The organism is Streptomyces sp. NPDC050211, from assembly GCF_040656035.1.
Classification (GTDB): Bacteria; Actinomycetota; Actinomycetes; order Streptomycetales; family Streptomycetaceae; genus Streptomyces.
Genome location: NZ_JBFALC010000080.1, coordinates 1 through 25,350, shown reverse-complemented (window position 1 = coordinate 25,350; position 25,350 = coordinate 1). Strand labels below are relative to the sequence as shown.

Below are 25,350 nucleotides of genomic sequence, written 5' to 3'. Positions count from 1 at the left end.
GTAACGACCTCGTGGATCCCTGGCACTTGGCAGTCGTCAGCCGATCCACCACAGAGCGGAGGACTCAGAGCAATGGCCGGCGCGATGCGCAAGATGGCGGTCTACCTCGGCCTCGTGGAGGACGATGGGTACGACGGCCGCGGTTTCGACCCCGACGACGACTTCGAACCCGAACTCGACCCGGAGCCCGAACGGGACCACCGGCGACACGAACCGTCGCACCAGTCCCACGGCTCACATCAGTCTCAAAGGGATGAATCGGTACGAGTGGTGCAGCCTCCGGCGCCGCGCGATCCGGTGCCCCACGCTGCCGCCCTGCCTGCGGAATCCGGGCGTCCGGCGCGCATCGCGCCCGTGGCATCCATCACACAAGAACGTCAAAACCTGGAGAAGAACGCACCGGTGATCATGCCCAAGGTCGTGTCGGAACGAGAGCCGTACCGGATCACCACACTTCACCCGCGGACCTACAACGAGGCCCGTACCATCGGGGAACACTTCCGTGAGGGCACCCCGGTGATCATGAATCTGACTGAGATGGATGACACAGACGCCAAGCGACTTGTCGACTTTGCGGCCGGTTTGGTGTTTGGTCTTCACGGCAGCATCGAGCGGGTGACGCAGAAGGTGTTTCTGTTGTCGCCTGCTAACGTCGATGTCACGGCGGAGGACAAGGCCCGCATCGCAGAGGGCGGGTTCTTCAACCAGAGCTGAGACGCACCACCGGAACAGCAGTACCGAACAGCATGGATCAGGGGAGAGGGAAGCAAGGGTCATGAGCGTGGTCCTGCAAGTCATTTACATCGCGCTGATGTGCTTCCTCATCGTGCTGATCTTCCGGTTGGTCATGGATTATGTCTTCCAGTTCGCCCGCTCATGGCAACCCGGCAAGGCGATGGTGGTCGTTCTGGAGGCCACCTACACTGTCACTGATCCACCGCTCAAGCTTCTGCGGCGGTTCATTCCGCCGCTGCGTCTCGGGGGCGTGGCGCTCGACCTGTCCTTCTTCGTACTGATGATCATCGTCTACATCCTGATTTCGATCGTGAGTCGGCTGTGAGCGATGTGAACTACCGTCTTGCCGAATGCCGACGACTACGTTGAGGTGAAGAGATGCCGTTGACCCCCGAGGACGTGCGGAACAAGCAGTTCACGACCGTCCGCCTCCGAGAAGGCTATGACGAGGACGAGGTCGATGCCTTCCTCGACGAGGTCGAAGCCGAACTGACCCGCCTGCTCCGCGAGAACGAGGACCTCCGCGCCAAGCTGGCCGCCGCCACGCGCGCTGCTGCCCAGAACCAGCAGAACATGCGCAAGCCGCCGGAGGGTCCCGGTCCGCAGGACCAGCAGCAGGGCGGCATGCCGCAGCAGGGCATGCGCGGGCCGGGTGCCCCAGTGCCCGCCGGCATATCGGGCCCGCCGCAGCAGCAGATGGGTGGCCCCATGGGTGGCCCGCCCCAGCTGCCGAGCGGTGCACCGCAGCTGCCCGCCGGTCCCGGCGGTCAGGGTCAGGGTGGCCCGCAGGGTCCCGGTCCGATGGGCCAGGGTCCGATGGGTCAGGGCCACATGGGTGGCCAGCCCCCCATGCAGCAGCAGATGGGTGGCCCGATGGGCGGCCCCATGGGCGGTCCGATGGGCGGCCCCGGTCAGGGCCCCGGTGGCGACAGCGCCGCCCGTGTCCTCTCGCTGGCCCAGCAGACCGCCGACCAGGCGATCGCCGAGGCCCGTTCCGAAGCCAACAAGATCGTCGGTGAGGCGCGTTCGCGTGCCGAGGGTCTCGAGCGTGACGCCCGTGCCAAGGCCGATGCGCTGGAGCGGGACGCGCAGGAGAAGCACCGTGTCGCGATGGGCTCGCTGGAGTCCGCGCGCGCCACGCTGGAGCGCAAGGTCGAGGACCTGCGCGGCTTCGAGCGCGAGTACCGCACGCGGCTGAAGTCGTACCTGGAGTCGCAGCTGCGTCAGCTGGAGACCCAGTCCGACGACTCGCTGGCTCCGCCGCGCACTCCGGCCACGGCGTCCCTCCCGCCGTCCCCGGCGCCTTCCATGGCTCCGGCCGGTGCGAGCGCGCCGTCGTACGGCGGCAACCAGGGCATGGGCGGTGGCCCGGCTCCGGCCGCTCCGTCCTACGGCGGTCAGCAGCAGATGTCGCCGGCGATGACCCAGCCGATGGCGCCGGTGCGGCCGCAGGGTCCTGGTCCGATGGGGCAGGCTCCCTCGCCGATGCGGGGGTTCCTCATTGACGAGGACGACAACTGACGGTTCGTAGTACGGCGTAGGCGTCGGCAGCGTTCAGGGCGGGGCCCCGGGTTTTTTGATCCGGGGCCCCGCCCTTTGCTGTGTGCGTGTGGGTTCGCGTTCGCTGAGTCTGCGGTGTTTGTTCGGGGCGGGGTGCCTTGTCCGACGTACGCAATGCCGAAGGCCCGGGCCGCCGAAGGAGTTTCGGTGGGCCGGGCCTTCCAGGTGCGCGGCGTGGGGGCTGGGCGGGGGTGGGTCGCGCAGCCCGGCGCTGGCGGGGTGCCGCCTGTGCCCACCCGTGCCGCCCTAGGCGGCACGAATGCCCGCAGCTTGCCTTACGCCTTACGCCTTGCGGAGGCGGAACGTCAGGGTCAGGGGCTCGTCCGTGAACGGAGAGCCGTATGTGTCGTCTGCCTCTCCCTGGGCGAAGTCCGTGGAGAGGACCTCGTCGGCGATCAGGTCCGCGTGTTCCGAGAGGGCGGCGATCACTGTGGGGTCCGTTGCCGTCCAGCGGAGGGTGATGCGGTCGGCCACGTCTAGGCCGCTGTTCTTGCGGGCCTCCTGGATCAGGCGGATGGCGTCGCGGGCGAGGCCTGCCTGGCGGAGTTCCTCCGTGATCTCCAGGTCGAGGGCGACGGTCGCGCCGGAGTCGGAGGCCACGGACCAGCCCTCGCGCGGGGTTTCCGTGATGATCACCTCGTCGGGGGCGAGGGTGATCGTCTCGCCGTCGACCTCCACGGACGCCGTGCCCTCACGCAGGGCCAGCGACAGCGCTGCCGCGTCCGCGGCGGCGACGGCCTTGGCCACGTCCTGGACGCGCTTGCCGAACCGCTTGCCCAGGGCGCGGAAGTTGGCCTTCGCGGTCGTGTCGACCAGCGAGCCGCCCACCTCGGACAGCGATGCCAGCGACTCGACGTTCAGTTCCTCCGTGATCTGGGTGTGCAGCTCGGGGTTGAGGGACTCGAAGCCCGTCGCCGCGACCAGCGCGCGCCTGAGCGGCTGGCGCGTCTTGACGCCCGACTCCGCGCGCGTGGCACGGCCCAGCTCCACCAGCCGGCGGACCAGGACCATCTGCTTCGACAGCTCCGGGTCGATCGCCGACAGGTCCGCCTCCGGCCAGGACGCCAGGTGCACCGACTCCGAGGCGCCAGGCGTGACCGGCACGATCAGGTCCTGCCAGACCCGCTCGGCGATGAACGGGGTCAGCGGGGCCATGAGCTTCGTGACGGTCTCGACGACCTCGTGCAGCGTGCGCAGCGCGGCCTTGTCGCCCTGCCAGAAGCGGCGGCGGGAGCGGCGTACGTACCAGTTGGACAGGTCGTCGACGAACGCCGACAGGAGCTTGCCGGCGCGCTGGGTGTCGTAGGCCTCCAGGGACTGGGTCACCTGGTCCGTGAGGGCGTGCAGTTCGGACAGGAGCCAGCGGTCCAGGAGCGGGCGGTCGGCGGGGGCCGGGTCGGCCTCGCTCGGGGCCCAGTTGGAGGTGCGGGCGTACAGGGCCTGGAAGGCGACCGTGTTCCAGTACGTGAGGAGGGTCTTGCGGACGACCTCCTGGATCGTGCCGTGGCCCACGCGGCGTGCCGCCCACGGGGAGCCGCCGGCCGCCATGAACCAGCGGACCGCGTCGGCGCCGTGCCGGTCCATCAGCGGGATCGGGTCCAGGGTGTTGCCCAGGTGCTTGGACATCTTGCGGCCGTCCTCGGCGAGGATGTGGCCGAGGCAGACGACGTTCTCGTACGACGACTTGTCGAAGACCAGCGTGCCGACGGCCATCAGTGTGTAGAACCAGCCGCGGGTCTGGTCGATGGCCTCGCAGATGAACTGCGCCGGGTAGCGGGCCTCGAAGAGGTCCTTGTTCTTGTACGGGTAGCCCCACTGCGCGAACGGCATCGAACCCGAGTCGTACCAGGCGTCGATGACCTCCGGCACGCGCGTGGCGGGCTGGGCGCACTGCGGGCAGTCGAAGGTGACGTCGTCGATGAACGGGCGGTGCGGGTCGAGGGCCGACTGGTCGGTGCCGGTCAGCTCGGTCAGCTCCGCGCGGGAGCCGACGACCGTGAGGTGGTCGTCCGCGCAGCGCCAGATCGGCAGCGGGGTGCCCCAGTAGCGGTTGCGGGACAGGGCCCAGTCGATGTTGTTGTTCAGCCAGTCGCCGTACCGGCCGTGCTTGACCGTCTCCGGGAACCAGTTGGTGTCCTCGTTCTCCTGGAGGAGGCGGTCCTTGATGGCCGTGGTGCGGATGTACCAGGACGGCTGCGCGTAGTAGAGGAGCGCGGTGTGGCAGCGCCAGCAGTGCGGGTAGCTGTGCTCGTACGGGATGTGCTTGAAGAGCAGGCCGCGCTGCTGGAGGTCTTCTGTGAGCTTTTCGTCCGCCTTCTTGAAGAAGACGCCGCCGACGAGGGGGACGTCCTCCTCGAAGGTGCCGTCGGGGCGGACCGGGTTCACGACGGGCAGGCCGTACGCGCGGCAGACCTTGAGGTCGTCCTCACCGAAGGCGGGGGACTGGTGGACCAGACCCGTGCCGTCCTCGGTCGTGACGTACTCGGCGTTCACCACGTAGTGGGTGCCGCCTTCGGTCTCCGGGAACTCGACCAGCTCGAACGGGCGCTGGTACGTCCAGCGTTCCATCTCGGCGCCGGTGAAGGTCTGGCCGGTGGTCTCCCAGCCCTCGCCGAGGGCCTTGGCGAGCAGCGGCTCGGCGACGACGAGCTTCTCCTCACCGTCGGTCGCGACGACGTAGGTGACGTCGGGGTGGGCGGCGACGGCCGTGTTGGAGACCAGGGTCCAGGGGGTCGTCGTCCAGACGAGGAGCGCGGCCTGGCCGGCGAGCGGGCCGGAGGTGAGGGGGAAGCGGACGAACACGGACGGGTCGACGACCGTCTCGTAGCCCTGCGCCAGCTCGTGGTCGGACAGGCCGGTGCCGCACCGGGGGCACCAGGGGGCGACGCGGTGGTCCTGGACCAGCAGGCCCTTGTTGAAGATCTCCTTCAGCGACCACCAGACGGACTCGATGTACTCGGGGTCCATGGTGCGGTAGGGGTCGTTGAGGTCGGTCCAGTAGCCCATGCGGGTCGTGAGGGCTTCGAAGGCGTCCGTGTGGCGGGTCACCGACTCGCGGCACTTGGCGTTGAACTCGGCGATGCCGTACGCCTCGATGTCCTGCTTGCCGGAGAAGCCGAGCTCCTTTTCGACCGCCAGCTCCACCGGCAGGCCGTGGCAGTCCCAGCCCGCCTTGCGGGCCACGTGGTAGCCGCGCATGGTGCGGAAGCGGGGGAAGACGTCCTTGAAGACGCGTGCCTCGATGTGGTGGGCGCCCGGCATGCCGTTGGCGGTGGGCGGGCCCTCGTAGAACACCCACTCGGGGCGGCCCTCGGACTGCTCCAGGGTCTTGGCGAAGATCTTCTGCTCGCGCCAGAAGTCGAGCACGGCGTGCTCCAGCGCGGGCAGGTCGACCTGGGCGGGCACCTGGCGGTACGTAGGCGTTGTCATCAGCGAGCTTCCTCCGGCGGACTTTCTGCCTTCCGACCGGAGGGACGAGAGCTATGTCTTTCCTTGCGCCGCCTTCGGCGCGCTCCCGCGGTACCACCCTCCTTGGCTCCCCGCCGCACCCGGTGCGTCGGTGAGCCCCCTCATTGGGGTCGCGATGCCGGGTCTACCGCCCCTTGCGGGGGTTCTTCCGGCGGCTCCGGGGTGATCTTCACGTCGCGCTCGCCCCCGGGCTTCCACCGTCCCCGGGTCGCTCTGGGCTGCGTACGCCGCTACTCGTCCCCATCCACGCTTTTCGCTCCGCCCAGTGTACGGCGCCGCGCGGACAGCGGCCGACCGGTTTTCCGGTGGCAGGGGGCAGAGCGGGGACCGGTTCCGGGATGACCCGATTGGCCAGGTACGCGCGCTCGGATCCCGGGATGACGGGCCAGGCGGATTACCGGGCGGAGAGCTGGGCACAACGGATGCAGGCTTCCCGCCCGGCGCTTGCGGGGCGGGCGAATCGGGCGGTGTGCCCCGTTGCCGCGGGACTCAAGTCGATTTATCGTCCCAGCACGATTCGCGAGCAAGATCACAATATGTGAAGGGGCCGCGGCCATGGTGGCGAAGAAGACCGCCGTACAGCAGTCGGCGTCAGGCAGATCCACACGTGGCTCCGGCGGCGCGGCCAAGGATGTGAGCGGCAAGAAGAGCACACAAGGGGGGTCCGCGGGGAAAGCCGCGAAGGCGGCGGAGCCGGCCAAGCCGGTGAAGACGGTGCGGGGGGCTGCCGGCCGGGGGAAGGCAGCCACGGACAAGAAGGCCGCGGAGAAGAAGGCGGCTTCCAAAGCGGGGGCATCCAAGGGGGTTGTGAAGAAGGCCGCCGCCAAGAAGACGGCCGCTCCGAAGAAGACGGCCGCCAAGAAGGCGACCGCCAAGAAGGCGGCAGCCAAGAAGGCAGCAGCAGAGAAGGCCGCCGCCAAGAAGGCGGGGGCCAAGAAGGCCGTATCGAAGAAGGCGGCCGCGAAGGAGGAGGCCATGAAGGCCGGTACGAAGAAGGCGGCCGCGAAGAAGACGGCCGCTCCGAAGAGTGCCGGTGAGCAGGGCGGTGCCCTCAAGGGCACGCCTGCGAAGGGCACCTCCAAGAAGAGCGCGGCCAAGAAGAAGAGCACGGCCAAGAAGGCGGGCGCGGCCGAGGCCGCGAAGCAGACGGGAGCCACGACGGTGGTTGCGAAGAAGACTCCTGGCACGGCCACGGCGGCGAAGACGGCCGTTCCCAAGGCACGGGTCGCCGCGGCGGTGGAGCCGGGCGAGCTCGCGGTGCGCCCGGGTGAGGACCCCTGGACCCCGGAGGAGGTCGAGGAGGCGCGTGCCGAGCTGCTGTCCGAGGAGACACGGCTGCGCACCGAGATCACGTCGTCCGAGGAGGCACTCGCGGGTCTGATGCGGGACTCCGGGGACGGTGCGGGCGACGACCAGGCGGACACCGGCACCAAGAACATCACGCGCGAGCACGAACTGGCCCTCGCCGCCAACGCGCGCGAGATGCTGATCCAGACCGAGCGCGCCCTGGTGCGGCTCGACGCGGGTACGTACGGCCTGTGCGAGAACTGCGGGAACCCCATCGGCAAGGCCCGTATGCAGGCCTTCCCACGGGCCACCCTGTGCGTCGAGTGCAAGCAGAAGCAGGAGCGCCGCTACTGACCGACGCCGGCCGGTTCCTCGTACGCCTCCTCAGCACGCCGGTGCAGGAGGCGTGCCGTACCCTCGTGCTCAGTCAGGTACCTAGGTTGAGGGACTCACGTGGCAGAGGCGGAGCGCATCATCGGTACGCCGGATTCCCCCGAGGGAGCTGGAGCGGAGCCGGAGCCGGAGGAGACGTCCGGTCGGGACGGGCAGGGGAGCACCGGTGAGCGGCCCAGGGGCAAGCGCCGGATCGCTGTCCTGTTCGCGGTGGCCGCGTTCGCGTACGCCCTGGACCTGATCAGCAAGATGATCGTGGTCGCCAAGCTGGAGCACCATGACGCGATCGAGATCTTCGGGGACTGGCTGAAGCTCGTGGCGATCCGCAACGCGGGCGCGGCCTTCGGCTTCGGCGAGGCCTTCACGGTCATCTTCACGCTGATCGCCGTGGTCGTGATCGTCGTGATCGCCCGCCTAGCCCGCAAGCTGTACAGCCTGCCCTGGGCGATCGCGCTCGGCCTGCTGCTCGGCGGTGCGCTCGGCAACCTCACCGACCGGCTCTTCCGCTCGCCGGGCGTCTTCAAGGGCGAGGTTGTCGACTTCATCGCGCCCAAGCACTTCGCGGTGTTCAACCTGGCCGACTCGGCGATCGTGTGCGGCGGCATTCTGATCGTGCTGCTGTCGTTCCGGGGGCTCGACCCGGACGGCACCGTCCACAAGGACTGAGCACGCGTTCGGGGGTGTCAGTGGTGTGCTGCATACTCGACGGGTGAGCACGCTTCCCGAGATCCGTACCCTGCCCGTGCCCGACGGCCTGGAGGGCGAGCGCGTCGACGCCGCCATCTCCCGCATGTTCGGCTTCTCCCGTACCAAGGCCGCCGAGCTGGCAGCGGCGGGGAAGGTCACGGTCGACGGCTCGGTGGTCGGGAAGTCCGAGCGGGTGCACGGCGGCGCCTGGCTCGAGGTCGAGATGCCGCAGGCGCCCGCGCCGGTGCAGGTGGTCGCCGAGCCGGTCGAGGGCATGGAGATCATTCACGACGACGAGGACGTGGTCGTGATCATCAAGCCGGTCGGCGTGGCCGCGCACCCCAGCCCCGGGTGGTCGGGACCGACGGTCATCGGCGGGCTGGCCGCCGCCGGGTACCGCATCTCGACGTCCGGCGCGGCAGAGCGCCAGGGCATCGTGCACCGCCTCGACGTAGGTACGTCGGGACTGATGGCGGTCGCCAAGTCGGAGCGCGCGTACACCTCGCTGAAGCGCCAGTTCAAGGAGCGCACGGTCGACAAGCGCTACCACGCGCTCGTGCAAGGCCACCCCGACCCGACCAGCGGCACCATCGACGCGCCCATCGGCCGCCACCCCAACCACGACTACAAGTGGGCGGTCACCGCCGACGGCAAGCCGTCCGTGACGCACTACGACCTCATCGAGGCGTTCCGCGCGGCTTCTCTGCTCGATGTGAAGCTGGAGACCGGCCGCACCCACCAGATCCGCGTCCACATGGCCGCCCACCGGCACCCCTGCGTCGGCGACCTGACCTATGGCGCCGACCCGACGCTCGCCAAGCGGCTCCATCTGACCCGCCAGTGGCTGCATGCCGTACGGCTCGGCTTCGAGCACCCCGGCGACGGCCAGTGGGTGGAGTTCTCCTGCGACTACCCGGCCGACCTGCAGAAGGCGCTGGACCAGGTCCGCGAGGAGACGTACGCATGACCTCCGCGCCTGTGCCGTACGCGGTCCGGGTCGCCGAGGGCCCCGGCGACCGTGAGGTCTGCTTCGGCGTGCGCAAGGAGGTCTTCGTCGTCGAGCAGGGCGTGCCCGAGGACCTCGAGTACGACGCCTATGACGCCGTAGCCGTGCATGTGCTGGCCGTTCGGGAGGACGGGGTGCCGCTCGGGGCCGGGCGGCTGCTGTGCGGCGAGGAGGCCGCCGCGAAGAACGGCGGTGACCTGTCGGTCGGCTCGCTCGGCAGGCTCGCGGTGACGAAGTCGGCACGCGGGCTGGGCGTCGGGGCGGCGTTGGTGCGCGCCCTTGAGGAGGCGGCACGCGCGCGTGGGCTGCGGGCCGTGGATCTGCATGCGCAGACCCACGCGACGGGGTTCTACGAGCGGCTGGGGTACGCGGCGTACGGGCCGGAGTTCCTGGACGCGGGGATGCCGCATCGGGCGATGCGGCGGACTGTGTAGCAGTTCGAGGTGATCTCCCACTGTCGGCGGCCGACGGTCGTAGGGTTTGATCATGGCTCGCAATGTGGTGATCAGTGGTGGCGGTACGGGGATCGGGCTCGCGGCGGCGCAGCTCTTCGCCGGTGACGGGGACCAGGTGTTGCTCCTCGGGCGGCGGGCCGAGGTACTGGCGGATGCCGGGGTGCCCGGTGCGCTGACCTGTGCCGCCGATCTCAGCGATCCGCGTGAGGTGCGCGGCGTCGCGGACTTCGTGGCGCGGGAGTTCGGGACTGTGGACGTGCTGATCCACAGTGCCGGGGGAAGCGGGATTCTGGAGACGCCGGCTGAGAGCGACGACCCCCTCGATGCCGTCGCCCACAACTGGACCGTCAACTTCCGGCTCAATACGCTGACCGCCGTGCTGCTCACCGAGGCGCTGAAGGGGCGGCTCGCCGAGCCCGGCGGGCGGGTGCTGTTCCTCAGCTCCATCGCCGCGTTCCGGGGGTCGGGAAGCGGGGCGTACGGCGCCGCCAAGGCCGCGCTGCATCCGTACGCCCATGAGCTGGCCCGGCAGTTGGGGCCGCGGGCGATCACCGTGAACGTGGTCGCGCCGGGGTATGTCGAGGACACCGGGTTCTTCGGGGACACGATGGACGCGGCGAGGCGGGAACGGCTCATCGGGGAGACCTCGACCGGGCGGGCCGGGACGCCCGGCGACATCGCCGCGACCCTGCACTTCCTCGCCTCCCACGCGGCCGGGCACATCACCTCCCAGGTGATCCAGGTCAACGGTGGCGCCGAGCGCGGGCACTGACGGTCAGCGGTCTCCGGAGCGCGGCGTGTCATGGGCGCGGCGGTAGGCGGAGCCGTCGCGGAACGCGCGGCCGTCGACGTGGCCCGGCGGCAGCACCGCGTCCGCGGTGTTGACCCGGGGCAGGGCGTACGGGTGCTGTTCGGCGAGCCAGCGGATCATCCGCTCGCGCACGGTGACCCGTACCGTCCAGATGTCGTCCGCGTCCTTGGCCGTCATCAGCGCCCGTACCTCCATGGTGCTCGCGGTGGCGTCCGTGACGTCCAGGCCGTAGTGGCGGCCGTCCCACGCCGGGCACTCGCGCAGGATGTCGCGCAGTTGCTCACGCATCGCCTCCACCGGGGCCGAGTGGTCGACCTGCCAGTAGACGATGCCGGTCATCTGGGCGCCGCCGCGCGACCAGTTCTCGAAGGGCTTGGAGGTGAAGTACGACACCGGCATGGTGATCCGGCGCTCGTCCCAGGTCCGCACGGTCAGGAACGTCAGGGTGATCTCCTCGACCGTGCCCCACTCGCCGTCCACGACGACCGTGTCGCCTATGCGCACCATGTCGCCGAACGCGATCTGCAGCCCCGCGAACATGTTGCCCAGCGTCGACTGCGCGGCGACACCGGCGACGATGCCGAGGATGCCCGCCGACGCCAGCAGCGAGGCGCCGGCCGCACGCATCGCCGGGAACGTCAGCAGCATCGCGGCGACGGCCACCACCCCGACGATCGCCGCCACCACACGCATGATCAGCGTCACCTGGGTACGGACCCGGCGGACCCGGGCCGGGTCGCGGTGGGCGCGCGCATAGTGGCTGTACGACGTCTCGACGACGGACGCGGCGATCCCGACCATGAGCCAGGCGGTGGCCCCGATCAGCACCAGCGTCAGCACCCGGCCGATGCCGACCTCGTACTCCTCCAGCAGCCTCGCCTCGTCGTACGACCCTCTGAGCACCGCCGCGCACAGCACGACCTGGTAGGGAATCCGGGCGCGGCGCAGCAGGCCCCACAGCGGGGTATCGGTGTGCCGTTCGTCGGCCTTGCGCAGCAGCAGGTCGGTGGCCCAGCCGATGAGCAGCGGCAGCACGATCGAGCCGCCGATGACGATCAGCGGGCGGAGTATGTTCTCCATCCTCCGAACCGTAACCGCCGACCGGGGGGCCTGAACATGCCGCCCCCTTGTGTGCGGCGGGTGCCTCGCGGCGGGCGTCGCGGGGGTTGTCGTACCCGGCTGGCACCATGGCCTCATGAACATCGTGCTCTTTCACTCGACCTTCGGCCTCAGGCCCGCGGTGCGCGCGGCGGCGGACCGGCTGCGCGGCGCCGGACACGAGGTGTGGACGCCGGACCTCTTCGAGGGGCGGACGTTCGAGACGGTCGAGGAGGGCATGACCTTCAACGACGAGATCGGCAAGGACGAGCTGCTGAAGCGTGCCGTGCTGGCCGCGGCGCCCTATTCCGAGCGGGGGTTGGTGTACGCCGGGTTCTCGCTCGGCGCCTCCATCGCGCAGACCCTCGCGCTGGGCGACGAGAAGGCGCGCGGGCTGCTGCTTCTGCACGGCACGTCGGACCTCGCGCCGAACGTCTCGGTGGACGGTCTGCCGGTGCAGCTGCATGTCGCCGAGCCGGACCCGTTCGAGACCGACGACTGGCTGAGCGCCTGGTATCTGCAGATGGGCAGAGCGGGCGCCGACGTGGAGATCTACCGATACGCCGGGGCCGGGCATCTCTACACCGACCCCGGCCTGCCGGACTACGACGAGGAGGCCGCCGAGGCCACCTGGCGGGTGGCGCTCGGCTTCCTCGACAGCCTGGACGCGTAGCGCTTCGCTGGAAGGGCCGTTGGAAGTGCCGCGCTGTGCCGTCGTTCGTCTGCGGGACCGTCGCGGCTGGTCGCGCAGTTCCCCGCGCCCCTTCGGGGCGCGGCCGTTACACCGGGTCGTAGGTCCGCTCTACCTTCTGCGTGCCGTTGCGTGTGCGGTAGGAGCGGGACCAGGCGGCGGTCGCGTTCTGCTTTGTTTTGTCGGAGAGGACGTAGTAGTCCATCTGCGCGCGGGCGGGGGTGATGTCCAGGACGCCGTAGCCGTGGCGGTCGGTGTCGACCCAGTGGACGTGGCGGTTGGCGGCGCGGATGATCGGGGAGGCGATCGCGGAGATCGTGCCCTCGGGGGCCTTGACGAGGTCGTCCAGGTTGTCCGATGTGACCGAGGTGACCACGAACTCCGTGGCGGCCGAGGGGGACAGCGGGTAGGTCCCGGCGTTCACCGGCACATCATTGGCCCATGCCATGTGGATGTCGCCGGTGAGGAAGACGGTGTTGCGTATCGCGTTGGACCGCAGGTGGGCGAGGACTTCGCGGCGGTCGTCCGTGTAGCCGTCCCACTGGTCGGTGTTGAGGGCGAGGCCCTCCTGCGGCAGGCCCAGCAGCTTGGCGAGGGGCTTGAGGAGGTCCGCGGAGAGCGAGCCGATCGCGAACGGCGAGATCATCACCGAGTTGCCGACCAGCCGCCAGGTGGTGTCGGAGGACTTCAGACCCGCCTTCAGCCAGTCGAGTTGGGCGCGGCCGGTGAGGGTGCGGTCCGGGTCGTCGACCTCGCCGTTGCCCACGGCGACCTGCTGCGAGCGGAAGGAACGCAGGTCGAGCAGAGAGAGGTCGACGAGCTTGCCGAAGCGGAGCCGGCGGTAGGTGGTGCCGGCGATCGCCGGACGGACCGGCATCCACTCGAAGTACGCCTGCTTCGCGGCGGCTTGGCGGGCGGCCCAGGCGCCCTCGGCACCCTCGGTGTGGTTCTCGGCGCCGCCCGCCCAGGCGTCGTTGGCCATCTCGTGGTCGTCCCAGATCGCGACGACCGGAGCCGCCGCGTGCAGGGCCTGGAGGTCGGCGTCGGTCTTGTACTTCCCGTGCCGGGCGCGGTAGTCGGCGAGCGTGAGGATCTCGTGGGCGGGCGCGGTCTGCCGTACGACGGTGCCGCGCGTGCCGTACTCGCCGGTGCCGTACTCGTAGATGTAGTCGCCGAGGTGCAGCCACGCGTCCAGGTCGCCGCGGGCGGCGAGATGGCGGTACGAGGCGAAGTAGCCGGCCTCCCAGTTGGCGCAGGAGACCACGCCGAAGCGGAGGTTGGGGACGGCCGCGTCCGCCGCCGGCGCGGTGCGGGTGCGCGCCACCGGGGAGTCCGTGCCGCCCGCCGAGAAGCGGAACCAGTAGTCGGTCGCGGGCGCGAGGCCCCGGATGTCCGCCTTGACGGTGTGGTCGGAGGTGGCGGTCGCGGTGGTCGACCCCTTGGCGACGACGTTCATGAACGCCTTGTCGGTGGCGACGGTCCAGCTCACCTCGGTGTCCGGGCCGACCCCGGAGCCGGGCACCGCCGCCGCGGTGGGCGTCACCCGGGTCCACAGCAGGACACCGTCGGGGAGCGGATCGCCGGAGGCGACACCGTGCAGGAACGCCGGCGCCTCGTCGGCGGCGCGGGCGGGGAGCGCGGCGGCGAGCGGGCCGCCCAGGACAGCAGTGGCCGCCGCGGCCTTGACGACCGTACGGCGGCGCGGTGCAAGCGGGTTGGCGCTCTGTGAAGTTCTGTATCGACTGGTCACGAGCGATCAGGTTACTGATCGGTATGAACGAGAGCGGGCGAACTCGTAAAAGTTCGCCCGCTCTTCGGCTGGGGGTCGACCGGGACCCGTGAACGTCAGGCCTTGAGGGCGCCGTCCACCAGCGAGGTGAAGTCGGCCACCGTCATAGGAGGGTTGCCGTCGGCCGTGGTGAGCATCTTGCCGTTCATGACGAAGCTCGGGGTGCCGGACACCTTGTCCTTGTTGGTGTCGAAGGTCTTCGACATGGCCAGCGCCCACTCGTCGTACGTGCCGTTCTTCACGGCGTTCTGGAACTTGGTGTTGTTCTTCAGGGCGTCGACGCTGTCGCCGATCTCGATCAGGTAGTCGTCGTTCTTGAACTTGTCGTCGCTCTCCTCCGGGTGCCACTTCGCGGAGTAGAGCGCCTTCTTGTAGTCGAGGAACGCCTCCGGGCTCACATTCAGCGCGGCACCCAGGGCGCTCATCGCGTTCTTGGAGCCCTCGCCCTGAGTGCCGATCTTGCCGTCGCCCAGGGAGTCGCCGTCGAGGAAGGTACCGCCCACGAACTGGATCTTGTACTTGCCGTCCTCGACGTCCTTCTCCACGGTCGAGCCGACCGTCTGCTCGAACTGGGCGCAGACCGGGCAGCGCGGGTCCTCGTACACCTTGAGGGTCTTCTTCGCGCTGCTCTTGCCGATCACGACGGTGGTGCCGTCGGTACCCGTGGTGTTGGCCGGGGCGACGACCTTGTCGTCCTTCAGGGCCTCCCAGTGGCTGGGCTTGTTGCCCTGCATCACCGCGTAGCTGATGCCGCCGGCTATCGCGAGGACGCCGACGATCGAACCGGCCACGATGACCTGGCGCTTGACCTTGTCGCGCTTGGCCTGCCGCTCGCGCTCCTGGCGCAGCCGCTCGCGGGCGGCGGTCTTCGCGGCCTGGCTGTTCCGCTTGCTCATGGGGTTCTCCAGTGGGGACGCGCACCTGTCGTGCGCGGGATACGTATGGGGGGACTGCTGGTGCTCAGTGGCTGTTCGCGTGAGGCCTGATGAAGGCTTGAAGCCTGATGAAGGCTTATGCGAAAGCGGCCGGGCACGGCGGTCCGCGGCGTCCCAGGGAGTGCACGAGGATCCGGTCGCGGATGGCGGCCGGGCGGTGGGCGGAGCGCGGCAGGCGGCGGGTCGACGGGGCCGGGCGTACCGTCACCGTGGCGGCCGCGAGCAGCAGCGGCCGGAACGTGGTCGCCGCCACCGCGCTCAGCAGCTGGGCCAGGGCCCGCTCGCCGCGGCGCAGATAGGCGGCGGCCAGGAGTCCGATGCCGACATGTGCGCCCAGCAGCAGCCAGGCCGCCGTCGGGTCGGCGTGGGCGAGCAGGTCGGCGGCCCGCTCGGGGTCCGTTCCGGTGACCCGGGCCAGCGGGGTGCCGACGCCGGTGCCGTCGCCGCACAGGACGTCGAAGCCGACGGAGCGCAGGGGGCCCGCGACCGGGCCGCCCGCGGCGCCGTAACAGACGTGCTGGCCGGTGGTGAAGACGGTGTCGGCGGCCAGCTCCAGCGGGATCAGCAGGGCGGCGATCCGCCCGAACCCGCGCTCACGGCCGGCCAGCGCGTAGGCGATGACGAACACGGCGGCGGCGACCGCGGCCACCGTGTTCAGCGGCAGCGGGACCCGGGACAGCAGCACGTGCGACGCGGCGCTGAGCGTCACGACGAGTGCCGTGAACAGCGCCGCGCGTGCTGCTCTGAGCTGGGTCCCGGATATGTCCATAGCGGAGGAGAGTCTGTCACGTGAGCCGGTAAGGGACCCCTAAAGGGTTCCTGTGAGTGGCCCTTCCGTCACAGACCCGGAATCCGGCCGTTGCGGAACAGGTCCAGGAAGATCTGATGGTCGGCACGCGCGCGTGCGCCGTAGCTGTGCGCGAAGTCGACCAGCAGGTCCGCGAAGCCGGCGCCGTCGTCGGAGTCCCCTGCGATCGCCGCGTCGATGGCCCGCTCCGTGGAGAACGGCACCAGGGACTCACCGGAGGTGTCGTCCGCCGCCGCGTGCATCGTCGCCGTCGCCCGGCCGAGGTCGGCTACGACCGCCGCGATCTCCTCCGGCTCGTCGATGTCGCCCCAGTCCAGGTCCACGGCGTACGGCGAGACCTCGGCGACCAGCTGACCGGAGCCGTCCAGCTCGGTCCAGCCCAGCCACGGGTCGGCATGCGCCTGGAGGGCGCGCTGGGAGATCACCGTGCGGTGGCCCTCGTGCTGGAAGTAGTCGCGGATCGCGGGGTCGGTGATGTGGCGGGAGGCCGCCGGGGTCTGGGCCTGCTTGATGTAGATGACGACATCGTTCTCCAGGGCGTCTGTGTGGCCCTCCAGGAGGATGTTGTACGAGGGCAGCCCGGCCGAGCCGATGCCGATGCCGCGGCGGCCGACGACATCCTTGACACGGTAGGAGTCCGGGCGGGAGAGCGAGGCCTCGGGCAGTGTCTCCAGGTAGCCGTCGAAGGCCGCGAGCACCTTGTAGCGGGTGGCCGCGTCCAGTTCGATGGAACCGCCGCCCGGCGCGAAGCGGCGCTCGAAGTCGCGGATCTCGGTCATCGACTCCAGCAGCCCGAAACGGGTCAGTGAGCGGGCGTCACGCAGCGCGTCCAGCAGTGCGCCCTGGGCGGTGTCCAGCGTGAAAGGTGGCACCTCGTCGCGCTTGGCGCCGGTCGCCAGGGCGTGGATCCGCTCGCGGTAAGCGCCCGCGTACACCTGCACCAGCTCGGTGATCTGCTCGTCACTGAGTGCCTTCGCGTACCCGATCAGCGCGATGGAAGCCGAGAAGCGCTTGAGGTCCCAGGTGAAGGGTCCGACGTACGCCTCGTCGAAGTCGTTGACGTTGAAGACCAGCCGGCCGTTCGAGTCCATGTACGTGCCGAAGTTCTCGGCGTGCAGGTCGCCGTGGATCCACACCCGCGAGGTGCGCTCGTCCAGGTACGGTCCGCCGCGCTTCTCCGCGTCCTGGTCGTGATAGAAGAGGCACGCCGTGCCCCGGTAGAACGCGAACGCCGAGGCCGCCATCTTGCGGAACTTCACGCGGAACGCGGCCGGGTCGGCGGCCAGGAGCTCGCCGAAGGCGGTGTCGAAGACGGTGAGGATCTCCTCGCCGCGTTGCTCGGCGCTGAGCTGCGGGACCGACATTGCCTGGTGCCTCCTGGTGCGAGGGTGGTGCGTGACAGGTGGGGCGGATGTGACGTCCGAATGGACGGGCCCGTCCGTCCCCTTCCAACGCACGAAGGTACGTGGGAGTGCCCGCCGAGTGTCAGTCCCGAGGCATAGACTTCGTCGCTGTCCCCCAGACTGTCCGCAGCCGGTCGGACATCCGTCGACGTACGTTTTCCTTGGAGGCCGCAGCCGTGTCAAAGCCGCCGTTCACGCACCTGCACGTCCACACCCAGTACTCGCTGCTGGACGGTGCCGCGCGGCTCAAGGACATGTTCGACGCGTGCAACGAGATGGGCATGACCCATATCGCGATGTCCGACCACGGCAACCTGCACGGGGCGTACGACTTCTTCCATTCGGCGAAGAAGGCCGGAGTCACCCCCATCATCGGGATCGAGGCCTATGTCGCCCCCGAGTCCCGGCGCAACAAGCGCAAGATCCAGTGGGGCCAGCCGCACCAGAAGCGCGACGACGTCTCCGGTTCCGGTGGTTACACCCACAAGACGATCTGGGCGGCCAACGCGACGGGCCTGCACAACCTCTTCAAGCTCTCCTCGGACGCGTACGCCGAGGGCTGGCTGCAGAAGTGGCCGCGCATGGACAAGGAGACGATCTCCCAGTGGTCGGAGGGGCTCATCGCCTCCACCGGCTGCCCGTCCGGCGAACTGCAGACCCGCCTTCGCCTCGGCCAGTACGAGGAAGCGCGCAAGGCGGCGGGCGAGTACCAGGACATCTTCGGCAAGGACCGGTACTTCCTGGAGCTGATGGACCACGGCATCGAGATCGAGCGCCGGGTCCGCGACGACCTCCTGAAGATCGGCAAGGAGCTGGGCATCCCGCCCCTCGTCACCAACGACTCGCACTACACGTACGCGCACGAGTCGACAGCGCACGACGCGCTCCTGTGCATCCAGACCGGCAAGAACCTCTCCGACCCGGACCGCTTCAGGTTCGACGGCACCGGCTACTACCTGAAGTCCACGGACGAGATGTACGCCATCGACTCCTCGGACGCCTGGCAGCAGGGCTGCGCCAACACCCTCCTCGTGGCCGAACAGATCGACACCACCGGCATGTTCGAGGCCAAGAACCTCATGCCGAAATTCGACATCCCCGAGGGCTTCACCGAGGTCACCTGGTTCAAGGAGGAGGTCCGCCGCGGCATGGAGCGCCGTTTTCCCGGCGGCGTCCCCGAGGACCGGCAGAAGCAGGCCGAGTACGAGATGGACGTCATCATCCAGATGGGGTTCCCGGGCTACTTCCTCGTCGTCGCCGACTTCATCATGTGGGCCAAGAACCAGGGCATCGCGGTCGGTCCGGGCCGTGGCTCCGCGGCCGGCTCGATCGTCGCGTACGCCATGGGCATCACCGACCTCGACCCGATCCCGCACGGCCTGATCTTCGAGCGGTTCCTCAACCCCGAGCGCGTCTCCATGCCCGACGTCGACATCGACTTCGACGAGCGCAGGCGCGTCGAGGTGATCAGGTACGTGACGGAGAAATACGGCGCCGACAAGGTCGCCATGATCGGCACGTACGGCAAGATCAAGGCCAAGAACGCCATCAAGGACTCCGCGCGCGTGCTGGGCTACCCGTACGCGATGGGCGACCGGCTCACCAAGGCGATGCCCGCCGACGTCCTCGGCAAGGGCATCGACCTCAACGGCATCACCGACCCCTCGCACCCGCGCTACAGCGAGGCCGGCGAGATCCGCGCGATGTACGAGAACGAGCCGGACGTGAAGAAGGTCATCGACACCGCCAAGGGCGTCGAGGGCCTGGTCCGGCAGATGGGTGTGCACGCCGCCGGCGTCATCATGTCCAGCGAACCCATCGTCGACCACGCCCCGGTCTGGGTGCGGCACACCGACGGCGTCACCATCACGCAGTGGGACTACCCGCAGTGCGAGTCGCTCGGCCTGCTGAAGATGGACTTCCTCGGCCTGCGCAACCTGACGATCATGGACGACGCCGTCAAGATGGTGAAGTCCAACAAGGGCATCGACCTCGACCTGCTGGCTCTTCCGCTCGACGATCCGACGACCTTCGAACTCCTCCAGCGCGGCGAGACCCTCGGCGTCTTCCAGTTCGACGGCGGCCCCATGCGCTCGCTGCTGCGCCTGATGAAGCCCGACAACTTCGAAGACATCTCCGCCGTCTCCGCGCTCTACCGTCCCGGCCCGATGGGCATGGACTCGCACACCAACTACGCCCTGCGCAAGAACGGCCTCCAGGAGATCACCCCGATCCACAAGGAACTGGAGGAACCCCTCCAGGAGGTTCTGGCGGTCACCTACGGCCTGATCGTCTACCAGGAGCAGGTGCAGAAGGCCGCCCAGATCATCGCCGGCTACTCGCTCGGCGAGGCCGACATCCTCCGCCGCGTGATGGGCAAGAAGAAGCCCGACGAACTGGCGAAGAACTTCACCATCTTCCAGGCCGGCGCCCGCAAGAACGGCTACAGCGACGAGGCGATCCAGGCCCTGTGGGACGTGCTGGTCCCGTTCGCCGGCTACGCGTTCAACAAGGCGCACTCGGCGGCGTACGGACTTGTCTCGTACTGGACCGCGTACCTCAAGGCGAACCACCCCGCCGAGTACATGGCCGCGCTGCTCACCTCGGTCAAGGACGACAAGGACAAGTCGGCCGTCTACCTCAACGAGTGCCGCCGCATGGGCATCAAGGTGCTCCCGCCGAACGTCAACGAGTCGCTGCACAACTTCGCCGCCCAGGGCGACGACGTGATCCTCTTCGGCCTGGAGGCCGTGCGCAACGTCGGCACGAACGTGGTCGACTCGATCATCCGGTCCCGCAACGCGAAGGGGAAGTACGCCTCCTTCCCCGACTACCTCGACAAGGTCGAGGCCGCGGCCTGCAACAAGCGCACCACTGAATCGCTGATCAAGGCGGGGGCGTTCGACTCCCTGGGGCACACCCGCAAGGGCCTCACCGCACACTTCGAGCCGATGATCGACAACGTGGTGGCGGTCAAGCGCAAGGAGGCCGAGGGGCAGTTCGACCTCTTCGGCGGGATGGGCGAGGAGGACACCAGCGAGCCCGGCTTCGGACTCGACGTGGAGTTCACCACCGAGGAGTGGGACAAGACGTATCTGCTCGCCCAGGAGCGGGAGATGCTCGGTCTGTACGTCTCCGACCACCCGCTCTTCGGCCTGGAGCATGTGCTGTCCGACAAGGCCGACGCGGGCATCGCCCAGCTCACCGGAGGTGAGCACGCGGACGGCGCGGTCGTCACCATCGGCGGCATCATCTCGGGCCTCCAGCGCAAGATGACCAAGCAGGGCAACGCCTGGGCGATCGCCACGGTCGAGGACCTCGCCGGTTCCATCGAGTGCATGTTCTTCCCGGCGACGTACCAGCTGGTGTCCACTCAACTCGTCGAGGACGCCGTGGTGTTCGTCAAGGGCCGGCTCGACAAGCGCGAGGACGTGCCGCGGCTCGTCGCGATGGAACTCCAGGTCCCCGACCTGTCGAACGCGGGCACCAACGCCCCCGTGATCCTCACCATCCCCGCCACCCGGGTCACCCCGCCCATGGTCAGCCGCCTCGGGGAGATCCTCAGCCATCACAAGGGCGAGAGCGAGGTGCGGATCAAACTCCAGGGGCCGCGGAAGACGACCGTACTGCGGCTGGACCGGCACCGGGTGAAGCCGGATCCCGCGCTCTTCGGCGACCTCAAGGTGCTGCTCGGGCCGTCCTGTCTGGCCGGCTGAGTCGCGGTATCGCGAGAGGGGCGCACCGTGCCGGGTGCGCCCCTCGTCGTGTGCCTGGGCCGCAACAGCCCGTTATGAAGATGTCAGTTGTGACCGAAGCGCTTCTGCTTGCCCTTGCGCGCGATGTCGCTGGGAGTCACGTGGGAGATGCGCTGCTCGGCCTGCGCCTCCATCGAGGACTGCTGGGCCTGCTGCTCCCCGCGCTCGGACTGCGGCTGCTTCCGGTCCTGTTTCTTGTTCTTGGCCATGGTGATCTGCCTCCTGTGGGGGATCTAGGGGCCAGGGCCGCGACCAGACTCACATAGGCTGGCAAGGAACGCATTTCGGATAATTACCGTGTGTGACAGCGCTTGTCGGGCAGGCGATGCCCCGAAACGCCACGCCGAAGATCGAGTTCCGCCCGTTAACCCTCGCGTGGTCGGGCAGACTCGAAGGAAGCCCGAAGCAAACCTCCCGGAAAGAGGGTGGATCGCGTGGACCGCTGCATCGTCCTGGTGGACGCCGGGTATCTGCTGGGGGCCGCCGCCTCTCTTCTCGCCGGAGAGCCCTCACGCTCCCGCATCACCGTCGACCACACCGCCCTCATCCATGGCCTGCGTGAACGCGCCGAGTCGGACACCGAACGGCCGCTGCTGCGTATCTACTGGTTCGACGGCGCCCCCGACCGCGTCCCGCAGCCCGAGCACCGCAGGCTGCGCGTGATGCCCCGGGTCACCGTCCGGCTCGGCGCCCTGACCCGCAGCGACGGACGCTGGGCCCAGAAGGGCGTCGACGCCGCGATGCACGCGGAGCTGACCGAACTGGCCCGCAACCGCGCCTGCTCCGACATCGTCCTGGTCACCGGCGACGGCGATCTGCTGCCGGGCATGATGGCCGCCAAGGAGCACGGGGTCGCCGTACACCTGTGGGCCGTGCAGGCAGCGGACGGCGACTACAACCAGTCCGAGGATCTGGTCGCCGAGGCGGACGAGCGGCGCGTGCTCGACCGTACGTGGATCACCAAGGCCGTACGGGCCAAGGACCTCGGCGGGATCTGTGCGCCGCCGCCGGTGCCGCGGCCCGAGATCGCCGCGATCCTCTCCGCGCCGCTGCCGGAGTCCGCGCTCTCCTCGGCCGAGCGGGCCGCTGAGGAGCGGGAGCACCCGCCCGCGGCCACCGCCTCCGAGAACGGCACGCAGGAGCGGGTGCCCGCGCCCAAGGGCGGCGTGCCCACCCCCAAGGACCTGGCCGCGCTGCGCGCCCCCGGCGGCACCCAGGCCGACAAGCACCCCGCGAGCGCGACGCTGCGATGGTCCTCCGACAAGGGCTGGGTCGACCGGCCCGGTGTCTCGGCCGAACCGCCCGAGGTCGCCTCCATGCCGACGCTGGCGCAGCTGACCTCGGCGGAGCAGCGGTGGGCGGACCGGGAGGAGGACATCACCACGGTCGGCGGGGATCCGTACGAGGTGGGGCAGGTGTTCGCCCGCCGGTGGATGGGGCGGCTCGGGGACCAGGGCCATCTGCAGAAGCTGTCGGGGATGTATCCGCGGATTCCGCACCGCATCGACGGGGAACTGCTGCGGTACGCCGCCCGGTTCGGGCTCCTCGCCCACAAGGACGACCAGATCGACGAGCACGACCGGTATGCGATCCGGGCCGGGTTCTGGCGCGAGATCGATGTGCGGACGGCCGCGGAACATGCTCCCGCGGGGGAGTGAAACGGCACATACGCCGCCCCCAAGGGGGAGCGGAGGTTCCCGACCCCGTACTCTCGTCCCTTGTGAGCATGCGCGCGGGACAGGCACTTCGACACGGTCGGGATGTCGTGTGCGCGGTGCGCGGGCTGACGAAGACCTATCCCGCGGTGCGGGGTCGGCGCGGGGTTCCGGCGACGCCCGAGGTCAGGGCCACGGACGATGTACGGCTGGACATCCGGCGGGGTGAGATCTTCGGGCTGCTCGGGCCGAACGGCGCCGGGAAGACCACCCTCGTACGGCAGCTGACCGGGCTGATGCGGCCGGATCGCGGCAGCGTGGAGATCCTCGGGCACGACATCGTGCGGCATCCGGAGCGGGCCGCGCGGATCCTCGCCTACCTCGGCCAGGAGTCCACCGCCCTCGACGACCTCACCGTGTCGCTCGCCGCCGAGACCACCGGACGGCTGCGCGGACTCGAGGTGAAGCGGGCGCGGGCCGAGCGGGACGACGTACTCGACGAGCTGGGCCTCACGCCGCTCGCCGGGCGCCCGATCAGGAAGCTGTCCGGCGGGCAGCGGCGGCTGGCCTGTTTCGCTTCGGCGCTGGTGGGGGAGCGGTCGCTGCTGGTCCTCGACGAGCCGACCACCGGCATGGACCCGGTGGCGCGGCGGGCCGTGTGGTCCGCCGTCGACCGGCGCCGGGCCGAACGCGGCACCACCGTGCTGCTGGTCACCCACAACGTCATCGAGGCCGAGACCGTCCTCGACCGGGTCGCCGTCCTCGACCAGGGACGCGTGATCGCCTGCGACAGCCCCGCCGGGCTCAAGGAGCAGGTCGCCGGGGAGGTCCGGGTCGAGCTGGTGTGGCGGGACCGGGCGCCCCTGGAGGTGCCCGAGGTAGCCGCGCTGCGGGAACGGGCCGTCGAGTCGGGCCGCCGCTGGACGCTGCGGCTCGCGCCCGAGGAGGCCCGGGTGGCCGTCGCCACGGTCACCGGCGGGGCCGCGTTCACCGCCCTGGACGACTTCACGCTCGCCACGCCGAGCCTGGAGGACGTGTACCTGGCGCTGGGCGGCGATGCGCAGGGGCTGGTGAAGGCATGAGCGCGCGGATCGTCGTATCCGTATCCGTAGGGGACAGGGGGACTGCCTCAGTGGGCCGTACGAAGGGGAGCACTTCGACGTGAGTGTCGTATCCGCCGATGTCCTGCCGGGCGGGGCCCTGGGCGTGGAGGAGGCCGCCGACGGTGCGGCCGTCCTCGGGCCGCGGGCGCGGCTGTGGCCGTCCCTCGCCGCCGTGTACCGGGCGCAGCTGTCCCGGGCGCGGGTCGCGCGGATACCGCTGCTGTTCGTGGCGACCTTCCAGTCGATCGGGATCATGGTCCTGATGCGCGGGGTCGTGGACGGTGGCGGCGAGGCGCGGGCCGTGGTGGCCGGGTCGTCGGTGCTCGTCGTGGCCTTCGTCGCGCTGAACCTGCTCGCCCAGTACTTCGGGCAGCTGCGGGCCAGCGGCGGGCTCGACCACTACGCGACGCTGCCGGTGCCGCCGGCGGCGGTGGTGCTGGGGGCGGCGGGCGCGTATGCGTCGTTCACCGTGCCGGGGACCGTCGTGACGGCGGTGTTCGGGTGCGCGCTGTTCGGGCTGCCGCTGGCGCATCTGTGGGTGCTGGCGGCGGTGATCCCGCTCGCCGGTGCCGCGCTCGCCGGGCTCGGGGCGGCCCTCGGGTTGCTCGCGCCGCGGCCCGAACTGGCCACGCTGCTCGGCCAGTTGGGCATGTCGGCGGCGCTGCTGCTGGGCGTGCTGCCGGCCGAGCGGATGCCGGAAGGGGTGCGGTTCCTGCGGGATCTGCTGCCGTCGACCTACGGCGTGGAGGCCTTCGCGCGTACGTTCGGGCCGAGCCCGGACTGGGCGTTCGTGCTCGGTGACCTCGCCGTCTGCGGGGTCGTGGGCGTGGTGTCGCTGGCCGTCGCGACCTGGGCGTATCGCCGGGCTGCCGTCCGGTGACACGCCGCACAGGCGGGCCTGGCACGATGGCAGGGTGACCGCACCGCTGACTCCTCCTCCGCCGCCGCATGAACAGCCGTCCCACGGCGGGTGGCCGCCGTCGCCTGCCGGGCAGGCGTACGGGGTCCCCGCGACGCATGATGTCGGGTACGGACAGGACGGGCCCGGGATGAAGACCGAAGTGCGGGAAGCCGCGGTGATCGCGGTCGTGGTGGCGCTCGGCGGACTGCTGCTGGGCGTGGTGTGGGCCTGGCTGGCGCCGCGGGTGCCGCTGGTGGGGGACGTTGTCGACAAGAACTGGGTCGTCTACCTCAAGGACACCGAGGGGGAGCAGGCGGTGGGGGTGGACGGCACGTTCACTCTGCTGGCCGTCGCCTTCGGCGTCGTCAGCGCCTTCGTCGTGTTCCTCGTGCGGCGGCGTGGCGGGGTGCCGCTGGTGGTGGGGCTGGCCGTCGGAGGGCTGCTCGGGGCGCTGCTGGCGTGGAGGGTGGGGATCTGGCTCGGGCCTCCCGAGGACGTCATCGCGCACGCCAAGGACGTGGGCAAGGGAGTCACGTTCTCCGCGCCGCTGAAGCTGGGCGCGAAGGGCGCGCTGCTGGCGTGGCCGCTGGCCGGGCTGGTGGTGCACCTGGGGCTGACGGCGTTGTTCGGGCCCCGGGATCCGGAGCCGCACCAGCAGACCTATGGGGCGCCGCCTGCGTAGGGGGCAGGTCCGCAGTGGTTGCGGCGGGGGTGATTCGCCCCCGCCGCCCCTACCCGTCCCATCCCTGGGGGCTGCGCCCCCAGACCCCCGCTTCGGCCTGAACGGCCTCGTCCTCAAACGCCGGACGG

The 25,350-nt window shown here is 69.8% G+C and carries 21 protein-coding genes; 14 read left to right on the top strand and 7 right to left on the bottom strand.

Going from position 1 to position 25,350, the window contains the following annotated elements:
- Positions 1 to 72 precede the first annotated feature (72 nt).
- The 3 genes from sepF to AB0I98_RS43345 all read left to right on the top strand — a co-directional run bounded on the left by sepF (position 73) and on the right by AB0I98_RS43345 (position 2,256).
- A complete protein-coding gene (gene sepF / locus AB0I98_RS43355; protein ID WP_210576123.1) occupies positions 73 to 714 on the top strand; it encodes a cell division protein SepF in 642 nt (213 codons plus the stop codon).
- Between the two features lie 61 nt (positions 715 to 775).
- Complete coding sequence (locus tag AB0I98_RS43350; RefSeq protein WP_058925847.1) at positions 776 to 1,060, top strand: YggT family protein; 285 nt, start codon at positions 776 to 778, stop codon at positions 1,058 to 1,060.
- Positions 1,061 to 1,113: 53 nt separating this feature from the next.
- Entirely contained in the window at positions 1,114 to 2,256 is a 1,143-nt protein-coding gene (locus tag AB0I98_RS43345) for a DivIVA domain-containing protein (RefSeq protein ID WP_362951561.1), read from the top strand.
- A gap of 321 nt (positions 2,257 to 2,577) precedes the next feature.
- On the opposite strand, the gene ileS is transcribed toward AB0I98_RS43345, so the two are convergent.
- Positions 2,578 to 5,724 (bottom strand): isoleucine--tRNA ligase, encoded by a 3,147-nt coding sequence (gene ileS / locus AB0I98_RS43340; RefSeq protein WP_362951560.1) that lies wholly within the window; start codon positions 5,722 to 5,724, stop codon positions 2,578 to 2,580.
- 594 nt (positions 5,725 to 6,318) lie between these two features.
- Between ileS and AB0I98_RS43335 the strand changes: the two genes are divergently transcribed.
- From AB0I98_RS43335 to AB0I98_RS43315, 5 genes are all read left to right on the top strand, one after another.
- On the top strand, positions 6,319 to 7,404 hold the full coding sequence (locus tag AB0I98_RS43335; protein ID WP_362951558.1) for a TraR/DksA family transcriptional regulator: 1,086 nt from the start codon (positions 6,319 to 6,321) through the stop codon (positions 7,402 to 7,404).
- Between the two features lie 99 nt (positions 7,405 to 7,503).
- Positions 7,504 to 8,109 carry a signal peptidase II gene (gene lspA, locus AB0I98_RS43330; RefSeq protein WP_362951556.1) on the top strand — a complete coding sequence of 202 codons (606 nt, stop codon included), beginning with the start codon at positions 7,504 to 7,506 and terminating at the stop codon, positions 8,107 to 8,109.
- Positions 8,110 to 8,152: 43 nt separating this feature from the next.
- Positions 8,153 to 9,097: an RluA family pseudouridine synthase gene (locus tag AB0I98_RS43325; protein WP_362951555.1), complete on the top strand. Its 945-nt coding sequence runs from the start codon at positions 8,153 to 8,155 to the stop codon at positions 9,095 to 9,097.
- Complete coding sequence (locus tag AB0I98_RS43320) at positions 9,094 to 9,570, top strand: GNAT family N-acetyltransferase (protein WP_362951554.1); 477 nt, start codon at positions 9,094 to 9,096, stop codon at positions 9,568 to 9,570. The genes AB0I98_RS43325 and AB0I98_RS43320 overlap by 4 nt, the downstream gene beginning before the upstream one ends.
- Before the next feature lie 52 nt (positions 9,571 to 9,622).
- Positions 9,623 to 10,363 carry an SDR family oxidoreductase gene (locus AB0I98_RS43315; RefSeq protein WP_362951553.1) on the top strand — a complete coding sequence of 247 codons (741 nt, stop codon included), beginning with the start codon at positions 9,623 to 9,625 and terminating at the stop codon, positions 10,361 to 10,363.
- 3 nt (positions 10,364 to 10,366) lie between these two features.
- On the opposite strand, the gene AB0I98_RS43310 is transcribed toward AB0I98_RS43315, so the two are convergent.
- On the bottom strand, positions 10,367 to 11,482 hold the full coding sequence (locus AB0I98_RS43310; protein ID WP_362951552.1) for a mechanosensitive ion channel domain-containing protein: 1,116 nt from the start codon (positions 11,480 to 11,482) through the stop codon (positions 10,367 to 10,369).
- Between the two features lie 115 nt (positions 11,483 to 11,597).
- Here AB0I98_RS43310 and AB0I98_RS43305 point away from each other — a divergent pair, with 115 nt between their 5' ends.
- On the top strand, positions 11,598 to 12,173 hold the full coding sequence (locus AB0I98_RS43305; protein ID WP_362951550.1) for a dienelactone hydrolase family protein: 576 nt from the start codon (positions 11,598 to 11,600) through the stop codon (positions 12,171 to 12,173).
- A gap of 106 nt (positions 12,174 to 12,279) precedes the next feature.
- Here the strand turns inward: AB0I98_RS43305 and AB0I98_RS43300 are convergent, their stop codons facing one another.
- From AB0I98_RS43300 to AB0I98_RS43285, 4 genes are all read right to left on the bottom strand, one after another.
- Positions 12,280 to 13,941, bottom strand: a complete 1,662-nt coding sequence (locus tag AB0I98_RS43300) for an alkaline phosphatase D family protein (RefSeq protein WP_362951549.1) — start codon at positions 13,939 to 13,941, stop codon at positions 12,280 to 12,282.
- A gap of 95 nt (positions 13,942 to 14,036) precedes the next feature.
- Positions 14,037 to 14,876, bottom strand: coding sequence for a thioredoxin domain-containing protein (locus AB0I98_RS43295; protein ID WP_362951547.1), 840 nt, complete (start codon positions 14,874 to 14,876; stop codon positions 14,037 to 14,039).
- A gap of 115 nt (positions 14,877 to 14,991) precedes the next feature.
- Positions 14,992 to 15,684 (bottom strand): hypothetical protein, encoded by a 693-nt coding sequence (locus AB0I98_RS43290; RefSeq protein ID WP_362951545.1) that lies wholly within the window; start codon positions 15,682 to 15,684, stop codon positions 14,992 to 14,994.
- 68 nt (positions 15,685 to 15,752) lie between these two features.
- The gene (locus AB0I98_RS43285) at positions 15,753 to 17,087 is read right to left on the bottom strand and encodes a DUF2252 domain-containing protein (protein WP_362951543.1); all 1,335 of its coding nucleotides are present in this window, start codon (positions 17,085 to 17,087) and stop codon (positions 15,753 to 15,755) included.
- A 215-nt stretch (positions 17,088 to 17,302) separates the two neighbouring features.
- On the opposite strand from AB0I98_RS43285, the gene dnaE reads away from it, so the two are divergent.
- Positions 17,303 to 20,842: a DNA polymerase III subunit alpha gene (dnaE, locus tag AB0I98_RS43280; protein WP_362951542.1), complete on the top strand. Its 3,540-nt coding sequence runs from the start codon at positions 17,303 to 17,305 to the stop codon at positions 20,840 to 20,842.
- Between the two features lie 83 nt (positions 20,843 to 20,925).
- Here the strand turns inward: dnaE and AB0I98_RS43275 are convergent, their stop codons facing one another.
- Positions 20,926 to 21,090 (bottom strand): hypothetical protein, encoded by a 165-nt coding sequence (locus AB0I98_RS43275; protein WP_362951541.1) that lies wholly within the window; start codon positions 21,088 to 21,090, stop codon positions 20,926 to 20,928.
- 225 nt (positions 21,091 to 21,315) lie between these two features.
- On the opposite strand from AB0I98_RS43275, the gene AB0I98_RS43270 reads away from it, so the two are divergent.
- The 4 genes from AB0I98_RS43270 (at position 21,316) to AB0I98_RS43255 (ending at position 25,222) form a co-directional block, all read left to right on the top strand.
- Positions 21,316 to 22,539 carry an NYN domain-containing protein gene (locus AB0I98_RS43270; protein WP_362951540.1) on the top strand — a complete coding sequence of 408 codons (1,224 nt, stop codon included), beginning with the start codon at positions 21,316 to 21,318 and terminating at the stop codon, positions 22,537 to 22,539.
- Positions 22,540 to 22,646: 107 nt separating this feature from the next.
- Positions 22,647 to 23,618: an ABC transporter ATP-binding protein gene (locus AB0I98_RS43265; protein WP_362951539.1), complete on the top strand. Its 972-nt coding sequence runs from the start codon at positions 22,647 to 22,649 to the stop codon at positions 23,616 to 23,618.
- A 79-nt stretch (positions 23,619 to 23,697) separates the two neighbouring features.
- Positions 23,698 to 24,519 (top strand): ABC transporter permease, encoded by an 822-nt coding sequence (locus AB0I98_RS43260; RefSeq protein WP_362951538.1) that lies wholly within the window; start codon positions 23,698 to 23,700, stop codon positions 24,517 to 24,519.
- A gap of 34 nt (positions 24,520 to 24,553) precedes the next feature.
- Positions 24,554 to 25,222, top strand: a complete 669-nt coding sequence (locus tag AB0I98_RS43255) for an AAA family ATPase (RefSeq protein WP_362951536.1) — start codon at positions 24,554 to 24,556, stop codon at positions 25,220 to 25,222.
- Positions 25,223 to 25,350: the final 128 nt, after the last annotated feature.